Origin of the sequence: Bradyrhizobium sp. CCBAU 51627 (assembly GCF_028128765.1) — a bacterium.
Classification (GTDB): domain Bacteria; phylum Pseudomonadota; class Alphaproteobacteria; order Rhizobiales; family Xanthobacteraceae; genus Bradyrhizobium.
The window spans coordinates 738,931-754,747 of the sequence record NZ_LBJG01000024.1; the positions used below are offsets into that span (position 1 = coordinate 738,931).

General features: G+C 60.7%; 11 protein-coding genes and 1 pseudogene. 10 read left to right on the forward strand and 2 right to left on the reverse strand.

The genetic code is table 11. The features are described 5' to 3' along the window. Positions 1–18: 18 nt before the first annotated feature. A complete protein-coding gene (locus XH88_RS18385; protein WP_271669666.1) occupies positions 19–873 on the forward strand; it encodes an NAD-dependent epimerase/dehydratase family protein in 855 nt (284 codons plus the stop codon). 166 nt (positions 874–1,039) lie between these two features. Further along, a pseudogene (locus tag XH88_RS18390) lies at positions 1,040–2,038 on the forward strand (MBL fold metallo-hydrolase). A gap of 69 nt (positions 2,039–2,107) precedes the next feature. On the opposite strand, the gene gcvA reads toward XH88_RS18390, so the two are convergent. Then, positions 2,108–3,001: a transcriptional regulator GcvA gene (gene gcvA, locus XH88_RS18395; RefSeq protein ID WP_271669667.1), complete on the reverse strand. Its 894-nt coding sequence runs from the start codon at positions 2,999–3,001 to the stop codon at positions 2,108–2,110. A 235-nt stretch (positions 3,002–3,236) separates the two neighbouring features. Between gcvA and XH88_RS18400 the strand changes: the two genes are divergently transcribed. From XH88_RS18400 to XH88_RS18430, 7 genes are all read left to right on the forward strand, one after another. Continuing rightward, positions 3,237–4,163 (forward strand): NAD(P)-dependent oxidoreductase, encoded by a 927-nt coding sequence (locus XH88_RS18400; protein ID WP_271670382.1) that lies wholly within the window; start codon positions 3,237–3,239, stop codon positions 4,161–4,163. A 4-nt stretch (positions 4,164–4,167) separates the two neighbouring features. Beyond that, entirely contained in the window at positions 4,168–5,022 is an 855-nt protein-coding gene (locus XH88_RS18405) for an alpha/beta fold hydrolase (RefSeq protein WP_271670383.1), read from the forward strand. A gap of 68 nt (positions 5,023–5,090) precedes the next feature. Then, entirely contained in the window at positions 5,091–6,104 is a 1,014-nt protein-coding gene (locus tag XH88_RS18410; protein ID WP_271669668.1) for a TRAP transporter substrate-binding protein, read from the forward strand. 7 nt (positions 6,105–6,111) lie between these two features. Then, the gene (locus tag XH88_RS18415; protein ID WP_442868450.1) at positions 6,112–7,971 is read left to right on the forward strand and encodes a TRAP transporter large permease; all 1,860 of its coding nucleotides are present in this window, start codon (positions 6,112–6,114) and stop codon (positions 7,969–7,971) included. A gap of 125 nt (positions 7,972–8,096) precedes the next feature. Next, the gene (tkt, locus tag XH88_RS18420; protein ID WP_333909254.1) at positions 8,097–10,070 is read left to right on the forward strand and encodes a transketolase; all 1,974 of its coding nucleotides are present in this window, start codon (positions 8,097–8,099) and stop codon (positions 10,068–10,070) included. A 313-nt stretch (positions 10,071–10,383) separates the two neighbouring features. Beyond that, a complete protein-coding gene (locus tag XH88_RS18425; RefSeq protein ID WP_271669670.1) occupies positions 10,384–11,103 on the forward strand; it encodes a haloacid dehalogenase type II in 720 nt (239 codons plus the stop codon). Positions 11,104–11,148: 45 nt separating this feature from the next. Next, a complete protein-coding gene (locus XH88_RS18430) occupies positions 11,149–12,630 on the forward strand; it encodes an aldehyde dehydrogenase (RefSeq protein WP_271669671.1) in 1,482 nt (493 codons plus the stop codon). Between the two features lie 17 nt (positions 12,631–12,647). Here XH88_RS18430 and XH88_RS18435 read toward each other — a convergent pair whose 3' ends face one another. After that, a complete protein-coding gene (locus tag XH88_RS18435; protein ID WP_271670385.1) occupies positions 12,648–14,276 on the reverse strand; it encodes a GMC family oxidoreductase in 1,629 nt (542 codons plus the stop codon). A 154-nt stretch (positions 14,277–14,430) separates the two neighbouring features. On the opposite strand from XH88_RS18435, the gene XH88_RS18440 reads away from it, so the two are divergent. Next, positions 14,431–15,768 carry an MFS transporter gene (locus XH88_RS18440; protein ID WP_271669672.1) on the forward strand — a complete coding sequence of 446 codons (1,338 nt, stop codon included), beginning with the start codon at positions 14,431–14,433 and terminating at the stop codon, positions 15,766–15,768. Positions 15,769–15,817 lie beyond the last annotated feature (49 nt).

Sequence of the window (15,817 nt, forward strand, 5' to 3'; positions counted from 1 at the left end):
AAAAAGAAGGACTATCGCATGACCTTGGTCATCGTCACTGGTGGAAGCGGCAAGCTCGGCCGAGCTTGCGTAAAGGATCTCTTGGATCACGGCTACAACGTGGTCAACGCGGATGTCGCACCTCCTGCGGTGGACCTTTGTCCTTTCGTGCAGGTCAATCTCACGGGTCTCGACCGCACGATAGAGCTGCTGTCCGGCATGGAATGGTATCACAATCGCGGAGTGGACGCAGTCGTTCACCTCGCTGCCGTTCCAATGCCCGGAGTTGTGGCTATCAGCGAGGTATTCGGTATCAACACGGCCAGCACCTACAATGTCTTTGAGGCGTCGCGGCGCCTTGGCATACGCAATGTGGTCTGGGCCTCAAGCGAGACCTTGCTCGGTCTGCCATACAAGGATCCGCCGCCATATCTTCCAGTCGACGAAGACTATCCGGCGAGGCCCGAGACGGCTTACTCGCTCTCCAAAGCGGTCGGCGAAGAAATTGCACGTCAGTTTTGCCGGTGGGATCCCCTGCTGAAGATTGCGTGCCTGCGGTTTTCGAACGTGATGGATCCGGCCGAATACGCGCAATTTCCGTCCTTCGATCCGGAAGATCGAAAGTTCAATCTGTTCGGTTACATCGATGCACGTGATGGGGCTCAGGCCATTCGATTATCGCTGGAGGCGGATATCAAGGGGGCAGAAGTCTTCGTAATTGCCAATTCCGACACGGTATCGCCGACGTCGAGTGCGGAGCTCGCACAGAAATATTTTCCTGGCGTACCGTTCAAGAGGAAGATCAGCGGACATGAGACGCTGCTCTCCATAGACAAGGCACGTCGAGTGCTCGGCTATTCGCCGAAGCATAGTTGGCGGCCGGCTCAAAAATAGGGTTGGACAAGAGCTTCTCGTTCAAAAAAGTCGGGGCGCTGCGTTTGGTTGAGATGAAATGGGATCACCTATCCACCGCCCATTTCGTTTGTGGCCTTGTGCTGGCACGCCCTAGCCTTTCGACGTCCAGCCTAAACTAATAAGCCGCGTTCATTGGGAGGAGCAAATGGAGTCAAGAAAGACTCGTTCGCAAATGAGGCGCCGGGATCTCGTCAAGGGAGCTGCCTTGGTGAGCGGTGCGGCGTTGACCGAGGCGGTTGCTACGCGCAGTGAAGCAAAGGAACCGAAGTCCGATAAGCAGGCACCGTCGTATTATCGATTTGCATTGGGGGAAGCACAGGTCACTGTCGTATCGGACGGACCGCTGCCGCTCGGAGACCCGAGCGAAAGCTTCCTGGGTGTGCCGAAGGAGGAAGTCGTGCGCATGCTCGACAGGAGCTTCCTTCCGACAAAGGAAGTCGTGCTCGAGCAGAATGCGCCGGTTGTCAACTTTGGAAACAGGCTGGTCCTGTTTGACACCGGAATGGGATCACTCAAGCAGTTCGGGCCCACCACGGGGCGCCTGAAGAGCAGCATGGCCGCTGCCGGAATTGCTCTTGAGGACATCGACGCGGTGGTCTGTTCGCACGCGCGCTGAGATCACATCGGTGGTATCTGGGGGGATGATAACAAGCCGACGTTCCCGAATGCACAGATCTACATCAGCCAGACCGACTACGACTTTTGGACTGACAAGAGCAAGCTTGGCGGTGATCTCGACGGTTTGGTCAAGGCGGCGATCCACAACTTGCCGCCCGCGCGCGACCGCATCGTTTTCTTCAAGGACGGCGAGCAGTTTCTGCCGGGAGTGAATGCGATCGCATCGCCCGGTCACACACTCGGTCATCACTGCTTCATGATCGAGTCGGCGGGGAAGTCGTTTTGCTATGTCGGGGATCTGACACACCATCCCGTGCTGCTGTTCGAAAAACCTCGAATGGAGTTTGTGTTCGACACGGATTCCAAGCTGTCGGTGAAATCACGCGTGAGAGTGCTGGATATGTTGGCCGCGAACAGGACGCCGCTGATGTCATATCATTTCCCCTGGCCCGGCCTCGGTCACGTGGGGAAGGATGGTGACGGCTTCCGCTATTATCCTGAGCCAATGCACATGTCCTCTCTTTAGCTTGCGGGGTGGGTCAAGTCGGGCACTGCCAGATCCGGACTCGTCAGCTGAGTTCGGCCCCGGACTTCCCTACGTCTCAGTCTCGCGTAAAGCCTGCGACATCCATTTCCGGAACGTGGCGATCTTCGGTACGTTGGTGCGGGAGCGGCGGTAGACCAGGCTGTGACACAGCATACGAGCGCCATTCGGTCCGAAAGGCATGACCAGGCGACCGCTTTCGAGCTCGCGTTGGACTAGCAGTCGGCTCTCCAAACAAACACCGAGGCCGTCGACGGCGGTGCTGATAGCCATGAAAGAGCGGTCAAAACGAGGGCCGCGCTCTAGATCCAGCTCGACCTTTGCGTCCTCTGCCCAGTGCTTCCATCGGTAGAGGTTGACTTCGGAGTGGATCAAGACGTGCTTCTTTATGTCGCCCGGCGTCCGAATCCGCGATGCGCCTTTCATGAGCTTGGGTGAGCACAACACGACGATCGTCTCAAGCGGGAACGAATCAACCCCGAGGTAAGCTGCAGGCACGAAGGTGCCGTATCGAATATCGATGTCGACGGCGTCGCCTCCGAGATCGGCAGCGTCGCCCGACGCATTCAATCTCAAATCAATTTCCGGATTGAGCGCGCCGAATCTGGAGAGCCGTGGCATCAGCCACTGGCTCGCAAAACTCGGGACCGAATGTATCGTCAGGATGTCGCTTTTACCTTTTCTCGCGACAGTCTGGCTTGCGGCTTCAATTCGCCCGAGCGCCTCGGATACTTCGTCGGCATACCTTCGACCGACGTCGGTCAGCATGACCGCGCGGTTGATTCGATGAAAGAGCTGTACGCCCAAAGTGGTTTCCAGTGATCTGATCTGGTGGCTCACGGCGGAGGGCGTCACCATCAATTCGTCCGCGGCGCGAAGGAAGGAGCCAAGGCGCGCGGCGGCTTCGAAAATCTGAATGGCGCGCAAATGGAGCAGGTGGGTCATGGTTCACATGAATACAGATCATCTAACTTGGACTTTAATTCCTTTGTTGGGGCCGGGCAAGATTACTAGGCTCAAGCGATAGAGAATGCGGACAGACAACCGCAAGATCCGGAGGTACGTCCACTGTGCTCTCATTGCGAGAGTCCTCCGCTCCTTCTTGCTCGGTCAGCGCTCCCTTCGCGAAGGCGAGGGAGGCCGCGTGCTCGAAAGGAATACGAAGGGACACCATCGCGATATGAGCTTGACGCGGGACAGCAAGAGCACGGATCCATCCAAGGCAATCAACATCGGGTTTATCGGCCTCGGATCCATGGGCTCAAGGATGGCCGCGCATCTCTGCGCTCGCGGCTATCGCGTGAGGGGATACGATGTCAGAGCCGAAGCTCGCGCCGCTTTCGAAAAGGACGGAGGTATCTGGGCCGATGCGGCGAAGGATACCGCGCTGGGAGCGGATTTTCTCGTGCTCATGGTGGTGAACGTTGCCCAGGCGGAGCAGTTGCTGTTTGAGGCGGGCGTTCTTGACGCTCTGCCAAAAGAAGGCGGCGTTGTGCTCATGGCGACCTGTCCAGCGGCGGACGTCGAAAGAATATCAAAGGCAGTCGCCAAAACCGGCCGCAGCTTCGTTGATGCTCCCGTGTCCGGAGGAGTCGCGGGTGCCGCCTCAGCTACGCTCACCATCATGGCGGCTTGCAGTAACGAAACATTTTCTCGCGTGGAGCCGCTTCTTCAGGCGATGGGAGACAAGGTGCATCATGTCGGATCGAGTCCTGGGCAGGGGGCGCTGGTAAAGACAATCAACCAGCTCCTGTGCGGCGTGCATCTGGCGGCAGCTGCAGAAGCGGTCTCGCTCGGTGCGCAGGCCGACATAGATCCTCAGATCCTGATCAACATCTTCTCTGAATCCTCGGCGTCCAGCTGGATGCTGCGCGACAGGGGCTCCCGCATGATCGCGGGCGAACCTCAGGTGACGAGCGCCATCGATATCTTCGTCAAGGACCTCGGAATCGTCCTGGATGCCGGCCTGCGTCTGAAAGCGCCGACCCCGCTGGCGTCGATCGCACAGCAGATGTTTTTGGCGGTTTCAGGCCAAGGCTTTGGCCAGGTCGACGACAGTCAGGTCGTAAGAGCGTATCGCGCAATGACCGGCATGTCGGGAAGGTGAGATGATGCGCCAGACAAACAGTCAGTTCGCCGATCTGACCGACGTTTCGCTGCATTACTTGACCGCCGGCAAGGGGGATCCCGTGGTTCTCCTGCACGGGATCCCTCAGTCCTCGCATGAATGGCGGTTCGTCATGCCACGGCTCGCCGAGCGATATTTCGTGATCGCTCCTGACCTTCGTGGACTGGGAGACTCGACCCGTCCGCCATCGGGGTACGACAAGAAGACCGTAGCCGAGGACATCTGGCAGCTTGTCAACGGCCACTTGGGAATAAAGCGCTTTCATCTTGTCGGTCACGACTGGGGCGGGCCGGTCGCGTTCTCGCTCGCTGCACATCACCCGGAGGCGGTCTCGAGGCTCGCGATTCTGGACGTGACGATTCCGGGCGATGGCGGGGAGATGTCGCAGGGCGGGCGGCGATGGCATCACCCCTTCTATCGCACGCCGGATCTTCCGGAGGCACTCTGCGCGGGGCGTGAGGAACTGGTGCTCAACTGGTTCTTCGAGAACTACGGCCATCGCGCGAATTGCCTCTCGGAGGACGACAAGCAGGAATATTACCGGACCTACAGGAAGCTCGGGGCATTCCGGGCAATGTTCGGCTACTACCGGGCGTTTGCTCAGGATGTCGCGGACAATCAGGCGATATTGGCATCGCAAGGCAAGCTCAAGATGCCGGTTTTGGCGCTGGGCGGCGAGAAGGCATTCGGACGCGGGCTCGAGACCATCGAGTCGCTAAAGCGCGTCGCTGAAAATGTGCGGGGCGGCACGATCCCGGACAGCGGACATTGGGTGGCCGAAGAGGCGCCGGAATTCATCTCCGAGGCGTTATTGGGCTTCTTTGCAGAGAAGGAATAGGCGCAGGCGTTCGCCCGCGCAGAAATCGACCAAAAGAAAATACCAGTAACATTGTGGAGGAGGAGACGATGAGAAAGTTGTCGCGACGCGGCGTGCTTCACGGGGGCGTTGGTATTGCACTTGGTCTTGCATATCCCTCGATTGTCAGGGCCGAGCCGCAGTTCAAGTTGAAGTTCGCCAATATCATGCCGAAGGATCATCCGCTCAACACGCGGATGACGGAGGCGGCCGAGACGATCCTGAAGCTGACCGACGGACGTGTCGCAATCGATGTCTTTCCGAACAGTCAGCTTGGCACCGACGCAGATATGCTGAGCCAGCTGCGGTCGGGCGCGATCGAGTTCTTCGCATCATCGGGCCTGATTGTAGCCACCCTTGTGCCGGTCGCCGCGATCACCGGAATCGGATTTGCCTTCGCGGACTATTCCCAGGTCTGGAACGCCGTCGACGGTCCTCTTGGAAAACACATCGTCGCGAGCTTCGCCAAGTCGAACATCGTTGCCTTCGAGAAGATGTGGGACAACGGCTTTCGGCAAACGACCTCGGCCAAGAGCCCGATCAAGACGCCCGATGATCTAAAGGGCTTCAAGATCAGGGTGCCGCCGAGTCCGTTGTGGACGTCGCTGTTCAAATCCCTCGGCGCGTCGCCGACCTCGATTCCGTGGGGCGAGACTTATTCCGCGCTCCAGACCAAGGTGGCCGACGGCCTCGAAAATCCGTTGGCGGGAATCTACTTCGCCAAGATGTACGAGGTCCAGAAGTACCTCTCCGAAACCAACCACATGTGGGACGGCTTCTGGTTCCTGGCAAACAAGCGGGCGTTTGACGGTATCCCGGCCTCGGACCGCGATGTCGTCGTCAAGACGGTCAACGAGGCTGCAGTCAAGCAGCGCGCCGACGTCGCGGCGCTCAACAACTCGCTCCAGGGCGAATTGAGCACGAAGGGCCTGGAGTTCATCAAGGTCGATACGGCCGCGTTCCGCTCCAAGCTGCAGCAGTCCGGCTTCTACGGCGAATGGAAGGCCAGGTACGGGGACGAAGCCTGGTCTCTTCTTGAGGCAGCGAGCGGGAAGCTCAGCTGAGGGCACGATGGCGGTGACCGACGAACCAGTGATGATCAGCGTTCGGCCGGGTCTTGGCCCAAGGCTGATAGCTTGCCTGATATCTCTCACCGAACTGTTCGCGGCCGCCGTCGTTGCGGTCGAAGTCGGAGTGTTGTCGATCGGCGTGATTGCCCGGTATGTCTTTCACGCGCCGATCGTCTGGACCGACGAACTCGCTCAGATCCTGTTCGTGTGGCTGTCCATGCTCGGCTCCGCCATCGCGCTGCACCGCGGCCAGCACATGCGCATGACGGCCCTTGTCGATCGTTTCGGCCCTTCGGCGCGGGCAAACTGCGAAACGGTGGCGTTGTTGGCTTGCGTCGCCTTCATGGTCCTCATGCTCTGGCCGGCGATCGACTACGCGCATGAGGAGTCGTTTGTGATTACGCCGGCGCTGGAGTTGCCGGGATCGATACGCGCAGCGGCGCTGCCTGTGGGCCTCGTCCTGATGGTCGTCTTCGCGCTCGCAAAGGTCGGTTCGATTGCACGACAGCGGTTGGTGACCGCCTTTTGCCTGGTGGCCGGCGTCACTGCGCTCGTGTGGTTGTCTCGCGGCTTCTTCCTGGGCCTCGGAAACCTCAACCTCGTGCTGTTCTTCGTGGGCCTGGTCGGCGTGGCCGTGTTTCTCGGCGTGCCCATCGCATTCGCGTTCGGCACGGCTGCACTCGGATATATCGGCCTTGCAACCAATTCGCCCGTTCTGACGATTGCCGGGCGGATGGACGAAGGGATGTCGCATCTGATCCTGCTCGCCGTTCCGCTCTTCGTGTTCCTTGGATACCTGATGGAACTCACAGGGATGGCGAAGGCGATGGTCGACTTCCTTGCTGCATTGCTCGGGCACGTCAGAGGGGGGTTGAGCTATGTGCTGATCGGCGCGATGTACCTGGTTTCCGGTATCTCCGGTTCGAAGACCGCGGACATGGCTGCCGTCGCACCCTCGCTGCTGCCCGAAATGAGGAGGCGGGGGCAAAAGAGCGGCGAACTCGTCGCCTTGCTCGCCGCGACCGGCGCCCAGACCGAGACCATCCCGCCCAGCCTCGTGTTGATCACGATCGGCTCGGTAACCAGCGTGTCGATCGCGGCGCTCTTTACAGGGGGCTTGGTACCGGCGGTCGTCCTCGGTCTCTTCCTGGCCATGGTCGTTTGGTGGAGGAACAGGCGAGAGGATCTCTCGCACATCTCGAAGCCGCCGCGGCGGGATGTTCTCCGCGCGTTTCTCTTCGCGCTCCCCGCGCTCGCGCTTCCGTTCATCATCAGAGCGGCGGTCGTCGAGGGCGTGGCCACGGCCACGGAAGTCTCGACCATCGGTATCGCATACTCGGTCATCGTTGGCCTTTTGATCTATCGCCGGTGCGACTGGTCGAAATTTCCAAAGATGCTGATCGACACGGCCGCGCTATCGGGCGCCATTTTGTTCATCATCGGTGCCGCGACAACCGTCGCCTGGTGTTTGACGCAGTCGGGGTTTTCGCGCGATCTCGCAAAGGTCATGGCGTCGCTTCCCGGCGGCGGCCCGACCTTCATGGCCGTGTCGATCCTGATGTTCATCGTCCTGGGGAGCGTGCTGGAGGGAATACCGGCGCTCGTGCTTTTCGCTCCTCTTATGTTCCCGATTGCGAAGGCTGTCGGGCTTCACGAGGTGCACTATGCGATGGTGATCATCCTGGCGATGGGAATGGGACTCTTCCTTCCGCCATTCGGCGTCGGCTATTACGCAGCTTGCGCGATCGGTCGCGCCGATCCGGCGGAAGGCATTCGTCCCTTGATGGGATACATGCTGGCGCTGCTTGCCGGCCTCGTCGTGGTCGCGTTCATCCCCTGGCTCTCGATCGGCCTTCTTTAGCGCCTTAGCCTCGCATGATCTGATCGGACGGCGAAGGAACATTCACAGACGTGAACACACAAGGGTTAAACATGACTATCGTGCCGCAAACACCCGTATCTCGAGATCAAGACCTGGATCGGGCGATGGCCAATGCAATCAGGATGCTCTCTCTCGACGCCATCGAGAATGCCAGCGACGGTCATCCTGGTGCACCGCTTGGTTGTTCCGAGATCGCTACCGTCCTGTTCACGCGCCATCTCAAGTTCAACCCCGCCGATCCGACCTGGATCGATCGCGACAGATTCATCCTGAGCAACGGTCATGGATCGATGTTGCTCTATTCGTTGCTGTACCTGAGCGGGTACGAGGCGATCGACATCGAGCAGATCAAGCGCTTCCGTACGCTCGGCTCCATCTGTCATGGTCATCCGGAATATGCGGTCGAGCACGGTATCGAAGTCACCACCGGGCCTCTGGGGCAGGGATTCGCCAATGGCGTGGGCATGGCCATCGCCGAAGAATATCTGCGCCGGATGCTCGGCTCCGACCTGCTCGAACACTTCACTTATGTCATCGCGGGTGACGGTTGCCTGATGGAAGGGGTCGCCCAGGAAGCGCTCGCACTGGCTGGCCATCTTCGTCTCGGAAAACTAGTCGTTCTCTGGGACGACAATTCGATGACCGACGACGGCAGCACGGACCTGTCGACCAGTGAAGATATTCGGACGCGCTTCCGGGCGGCGGGTTGGCAGGTCCTGGATGCGAACGGACACGATTTCGAATCGGTCGACGTCGCGATCGCGCACGCGAAATCCGATCCGAGGCCCAGCCTCATTGCATGTGCGACGGTGATCGGACGCGGGTTCCCGCGGCTCGAGGGAAAGCGGGGCGCGCATGGCGGGCGCGTTTTCAAGGAGGATACGCAAGCCGCTCGCGCACGACTTGGCTGGACCAGTCCGCCCTTCGTTGTCCCTTCCGAGGTCCTGAACGGCTGGCGGAGCCTGGTCAGCGCGCGCAATACGGAACGGTACGATACCTGGAAGTCGCGGGTCTGCAAACTCGCGCCTGAGCGACGCGCGCTTTTGGAACGCCTGGCGCGCCGCAAGATGCCTGCGGACTGGCAGGCTCCCTTGCGGCAATACAAGAAGTCCGCGCTTTCCTTGCCGGCCCAACCATCCATCCTGTCGTCCGGCGAGGCCGTGGCGACGTTGTTCGACGTATTTCCGGAATTGCTGAGCGGCGCGCCGGATCTCGAGGGGCCGACCTGTCACAAACGAGACCTGCAGGCGTTCACGGCGACTGAGCGCAGTGGGCGCTTTGTGCATTATGGCGTCCGCGAACACGCGATGGGATCGATCATGAACGGGATGGCCGCTCACGGCGGAATCATGCCGATCGGGGCGACCTATCTCGCCTTCTCCGATTACTTGCGGCCCGCCATTAGGATGGCAGCCCTGATGGGGTTGCCCGTCGTCTTTATCAACAGTCACGATTCCATCGGTATCGGGCAGAACGGCCCGACGCATCAGCCGGTCGAATTCCTGGCCTCACTAAGGGCCATCCCCAATATTCTGGTGCTCCGTCCCGCGGATGCCGTCGAGGTCGCGGAGTGTTGGGAGATGGCGCTGTCGCGGCGCGATGGTCCTTCGTCCTTCATCCTGTCACGGCAAGCCCTGCGGCCGGTAAGGACCGCGCACTCGAACGAGAATTTGAGCGCGCGCGGTGGCTATGTTCTGGCCGAAGCCACAGGCGGGGCACGGCGGGTTACGCTGCTGGCGACCGGGTCCGAGGTCGCCGTCGCGCTCGATGCGAAGGGACTTCTCGAGAAGCAGAACATTCCGACCGCGGTGGTATCGATGCCGTGCTGGGAGGCATTCGAGCAGCAAGAAGTGAGTTATCGACAAAGCGTTCTTGGAAAGGACGTGCTGCGCGTAGGCATTGAGGCCGCCGTCCGGCTCGGGTGGGAGCGCTATATCGGAGACGCCGGCATCTTTGTCGGCATGTCAGGCTTTGGAGCCTCGGGGCCGGGCGAGGAACTGTTCCGCCATTTCGGGATTACGGCGGAGAACATTGTGACCAAGGTCCTGCAACGTCTTGAGTCCGGCAAGCAATCGTGAGGGCCGATCCGGCCGTCAGTTGAGCGCGACGCGGACGGCCGGGAAACGAGACCAGCACACGATCGCGCCCGGCGAGGTTTGCCCGGCCGATCCTCCAGTTTCCCGTGTTCCTCTCCTGCATGCAGGCTGTCTGTCGATCTACTGACCGGCAGCCCGGAGGCGCCTTTAGGTCGCTTTCGTTCCACGGGTAAGGGGCGGTCAAGTCACGCGGCCGGTCCGGTCGCGAGGCTTGACAGAAATAATGCATACATTAATAAATTCAAAGACGCGTTTGGCGGATTTGGGACCCTGGCCGCAGCTGAGGGAGCCGGTGATGAAGAGTTCGATCCAGAGAGTGAAGGCGATCGTGTTCGATACGTTCGGCACGGTGGTGGACTGGCGTGGAAGTATCATTCGCGACCTCTCGGCGTGGGGAGAATCCGAAGGGATCAAGGCGGATTGGGCCGCCTTGGCCGACAAGTGGCGGGGACGGTACGAACCCGAGAAGGATCGGGTCAGGACCGGGGAAATCGCCTGGACCAATCTCGACGAGCTCCACGCTCATGCCCTCGATCAGGTGCTGGCTGAACTTGACCTGGAGATCCTGTCAGCGGAGCAGCGCCGGCACATCAACCGCGTATGGCACAGGCTCGAAGGCTGGCCCGATGCGGTCGAGGGGCTCACCCGTATCAAGCGCCGCTACGTCATCGGCCCATTGTCGAACGGGAATGTTGCGCTGCTCGTCAATATGGCGAAGCATGCCGGACTGCCGTGGGACAATGTCTTCTCTTGCGAGCTGTTTCGGCACTACAAGCCACATCCCGAGACCTATCTCGGCGTGTGCCGGCTCATGTATCTCGATCCGGCGGAGGTCATGATGTGCGCGGCGCACAATGGCGACCTCGCTGCTGCCCGTGCGGCTGGCCTGAAAACGGCGTTCATCCCGCGTCCGACCGAGCATGGTCCGGGCCAGAAGACCGATCTCGAGCCGACGCAGGATTGGGACGTCGTGGCCAACGACATTATCCAGCTTGCCGAGCGCGTCGGCGCTTAGATACACGCCAGTCTGCGGGCCCAGTTGAGAACAGGATAGAGCGCAATGCAATTCTACAAGATGTTCATCGGCGGCGAATGGGTCGAGGCGGTCGGCGGCGAACGCTTCGAGTCTCTCAATCCTTTCACGGGCAAGGCCTGGGCAACGATCCCGCGGGGAAAGCCTGAGGATGTCGACCGGGCCGTGGAAGCGGCCAAGGCGGCATTCAGAACGGGGCCATGGCCAAAGCTGACGGCCACCGAGCGCGGACATCTCCTCCGACGCCTCGGCGATCTCGTCGCCGAACACGCCGAGCAACTCGCTCGAACCGAGGTGACGGACAACGGCAAGCTCATCAACGAGATGGCGTTCCAGCTGAAGTACATTCCGCAGTGGTATTACTATTTCGGGGGCCTGGCCGATAAGGTCCAGGGCGCTGTCATCCCGATCGACAAGCCGCAGACATTCAATTTCACGCGGCAGGAGGCCCTCGGCGTATGCGTCGGCATCACCGCCTGGAATTCGCCGCTTCTGCTTCTCGCCTACAAGCTCGCGCCGGCGCTCGCCGCGGGAAACACCTTCGTCGCAAAGCCGTCTGAGTTCACGTCCGCCTCAACGCTGGAGTTCGCGAAGCTTGTGGACAAGGCCGGCTTTCCGCCGGGCGTTTTCAACGTGGTTACCGGGTTTGGAGGTGAGATCGGCGATGCTCTGATCTCGCATGCCGATGTTGCAAAGATTGCTTTCACCGGAAGCGAGGCCACCGGGCGCCGAATCGGCGAGCTGGCCGCACGCAGCTTCAAGAAAGTAACGCTCGAACTCGGCGGCAAGTCGCCTCACATCGTGTTCGACGATGCCGAGATCGACAACGCGGTCAAAGGCGTCATCTCGGGGATTTTCGCTGCGACCGGTCAGACATGCATCGCCGGTTCACGTCTCCTCGTTCATCGGAGCATCCACGACCAGTTCGTGGAGCGCGTTGTCGCGTTTGCCGGACAGGCCAAGAAGGGCGATCCGCTGCTGGCCAGCACTCAGGTCGGTCCCGTCACGACGCCGCCTCAATATCGAAAGATTCTCGATTACATCGATGTCGCGAAGGGCGAGGGCGCGACCTGCGTGCTGGGTGGCGGGCCGGCGACCGGGCCCGACATCGGAGAGGGCGGTTGCTTCGTCGAACCGACGATATTCACCGGTGTGCAAAACCGGATGCGCATTGCCCAGGAAGAGGTCTTCGGTCCCGTTCTGGCGTGCATTCCCTTCGACGACGACGAGGAAGCGATCGCGATCGCGAACGACACGACGTTCGGCCTTGCTGCGGGATTCTGGACGCAGGACATTCGAAGAGTCCTCCGGGTCTCGGAGCGACTTCAGGCTGGCACGGTGTGGGTCAACACCTATCGTGTGATCAGCTATCTCTCGCCTCTCGGCGGCTACAAGCATTCGGGCATCGGCCGGGAGAATGGACTGGATTCGATCCAGAACTATCTCCAGACCAAGAGCATCATGATTGGGACCGCGGAAGACGTGGTGGATCCCTTCGTGATGCGCTGACAGGCGTTGCGCCTCTATCACCCGGCCTGATTGTTTGGCGGCTGTCGACCTCGGATCATGTCGGCAGCCTTTTCTGCGATCATAAGCGTCGTGGCGTACGTGTTCGCAGACGGCATCGTCGGCATGATCGAGGCGTCAACGATCCGCAGGCCGTCAAGTCCGTGGACCCGAAGCTCGTTGTCCACGACGGCATCCGGATCGGTTGCCGGTCCCATGCGCGCAGTTCCGATGAGATGGTAGCAGGTGGTCCCGTTCCGATAGCTGTAGTCGAGCAGTTCGTCGTCGGTGGTCACGTCAGGGCCGGGCAGGGTCTCGTTCTGGAGATACTGCGCGAGTTCGGGCATCGACAGGAGTCGGCGGACCAGGCGGAGGCCGCCGATCGTGGCACGTCGATCCTGCGGGTCGCTGAGATAGTTCGGCTGAACGACCGGGTCCTCGAAGACGTCCGTGGAGCGGGCGCGCACATATCCCGTGCTTTGCGGGCGATGCGGCCAGGCGCCGGCCGACACGCCGGGATAGTCGTCCAGCACATAGACGGCGCCTTGCTTGTAGGAGCCGGGCGTGAACACGCATTGGAGGTCCGGCGCATCGAGTCCTTCGAATGATTTCCAAAACACATGGACTTGCGACGGGGACGTCGCCAGAATGTTGGGCAAGCCCATAGCCCAGCGGGCGATCTGCCCTCCAAGGCGTAGCCCGCGCGACAGTTCGTTCAATGTGACGACGTCGGGCCGGGCTTTCATGACAATCCGCACCGCATAGTGGTCGCGAAAGTTCGCTCCTACTCCGTTCAACTCGTGTCTCAAGGGGACACCCAAGGATGCAAGCGCGGGCGCCGGGCCGATGCCGGAAACCTGGAGCAGCCGTGCGGTATTGACGGTCCCCGTCGACAGGAGGACTTCGCGTCTCGCGCGAACTTCGTTTGGCGCGTCGCCGCGTCGACGCAGATACCGCACCGCCACTGCGCGACGCTGGTCGAGCACAATTTCGCTCGCGCGAACGTTGGTGCGGAGCTCCAGGTTTGACCGAGACAGGGCGGGCTTCAGGAATGCGCGCGCGCTGCTGACTCTCCAGCCCCGGTCGATCGTGCGCTGGAAGTATCCCACGCCCGCCTGATGGCCGTCATTATAGTCCGGATTTTGCGGAATGCCCGCGTTGATGCAACCGCGAATGAAGGCCTCGGAGACGGGGTGAAGCCAGTCCATTCGAGTGACCGGAATTGCTTCGCCTTGCTCGAGCCCCTTCTCGATATCCAACCGCCGCACCGAGCGACGGAAGTAGGGGAGGACGTCGTCCCAAGCCCACCCCCGGTTGCCCCGTTGGGCCCATCCATCGAAGTCAGCCGGTTGTCCGCGGTTGTAGACCATTCCGTTGATGGACGAGCCGCCGCCCAACGTGCGGCCCTGCGTTGTCGCGATCGGTCGGCCGCCGGTCCGCTCGGTCGGGTCCGTCTTGAACTGCCAGGTGCAGGTCGGATCGAACAGCGTCTTGATGAAACCGGCGGGCAGGTGGATGAAGGGGTTGCGATCGGGCGGCCCCGCCTCGAGCAGGCAAACCGTGGTGACGCCATCGGCCGTAAGCCGGTTCGCGAGGACGCATCCAGCGGCGCCGGCGCCAACGATCACGTAGTCGAATTCCTCGCTCATCGATCCATTCCGGCGCGTTTCGGCGTCGTCGACCCACGGTTTTCCCGACGGGGACCAAAGATGCAGTGAAAACAGCTTGATTTCCAGCCTTACATTTGTAACGGTCGCATTAATGCATGCATTAATGAATGCCGTAAAGAAGGAGGAGGGGGCCATGGGTGAGGAAACGGGGCGATCGAAGGCCGGGAGCGATGACGCTCTCTACCGGAAAGTCACGCTCTATCTGATGCCGCTGCTGATCACCTGTTACACGGTGTCGTATCTCGACCGGATCAACATCAGTTTTGCCAAGCCCCATATGATGGGTGATCTCGGATTGAACGAAGCCGTCTATGGGCTCGGCGCGGGACTCTTCTTCCTCGGATATGCGGCATCGGAAGTCCCCAGCAATCTTTTGATGCACCGTTTCGGCCCGCGGCGATGGCTGAGCCGCATCCTGATGACCTGGGGCCTCATCTCGATGGGGATGATGCTGGTTTGGTCCGAATATTCCTTCTATATCTTCCGCATCGCGCTGGGGATCGGAGAAGCCGGGCTATTTCCCGGCGTCATCTTCTACCTGATGCGATGGTATCCGACCGAGCGTCGCGCCACCGTCACGTCGCTCTTCTACCTCGCTGCACCTCTTGCCGGCATCTTCGGTGCGCCGATTTCCGGTCTGATCATCGCCCACATGCACGGAGCTGCGTCACTCGCCGGCTGGCAGTGGATGTTCTTGCTAGAGGGTCTCCCGGCCGTCCTGCTGGCATTCGTGGTCTGGTTCAAGCTGAGCGACACCATCGAGGGTGCCTCTTGGTTGTCTTCATCGGAAAAGGTGCGCCTTCGCGCCAACATCGATGCGGAGAACGTCAGGAAGCCCGAGATGGGCATTCTTGACGTCTTCAAGAACGTCGACGTGCTCCTGCTTGCTGCAATTCTCTTTGGGATCGTGCTCGCCCAATCGGGGATTTTCTTCTACCTCCCGTCCTTGATCAAGGGGGCAGGGGTTACCGACACCGTTCAGCTCGGCATCTATTCGGCGGTGCCTTACGCCGGAGCGGTGATCGTGATGCTCGCGGTCGGTCGCAACTCCGATCGGAAGCGCGAGCGCTTCCTGCACTTCGTCGGAAGCTGCCTGTTCGGCGTTGCCGGCTTCCTGATCAGCGTCTGGTTCAAGCACAACCTCGTTCTGGTCCTGATCGGGCTGAGCATGGCGCTGGGCGGAGTCATGGCGGTGCTGCCGGTGTTCTGGAGTCTGCCGACGGCTGCCCTCAAGGATGTTTCGGCCGCCGCTGGAATCGCCTTCATCAATTCGATCGGATTGACGGCCGGCTTCTTCGCGCCCTTCATCATCGGCTTTCTCACGCAATCGACATCCACGCTGGACCTGGGCATCTACTGTGTGGCCGGAATCTGGACGGCGTGCGTGGCCGTTTCGGTGGTCTACTTCACCCGGCAAAAGTCCCGCAGCGCGCCTGCGACAGTTGGGGCCTCTGCCGGTGCGGTTCGTTGAATCGAGGGCAAACAAGCGGCAGCGCTATCCGCGGATAGCGCTGCCAGGT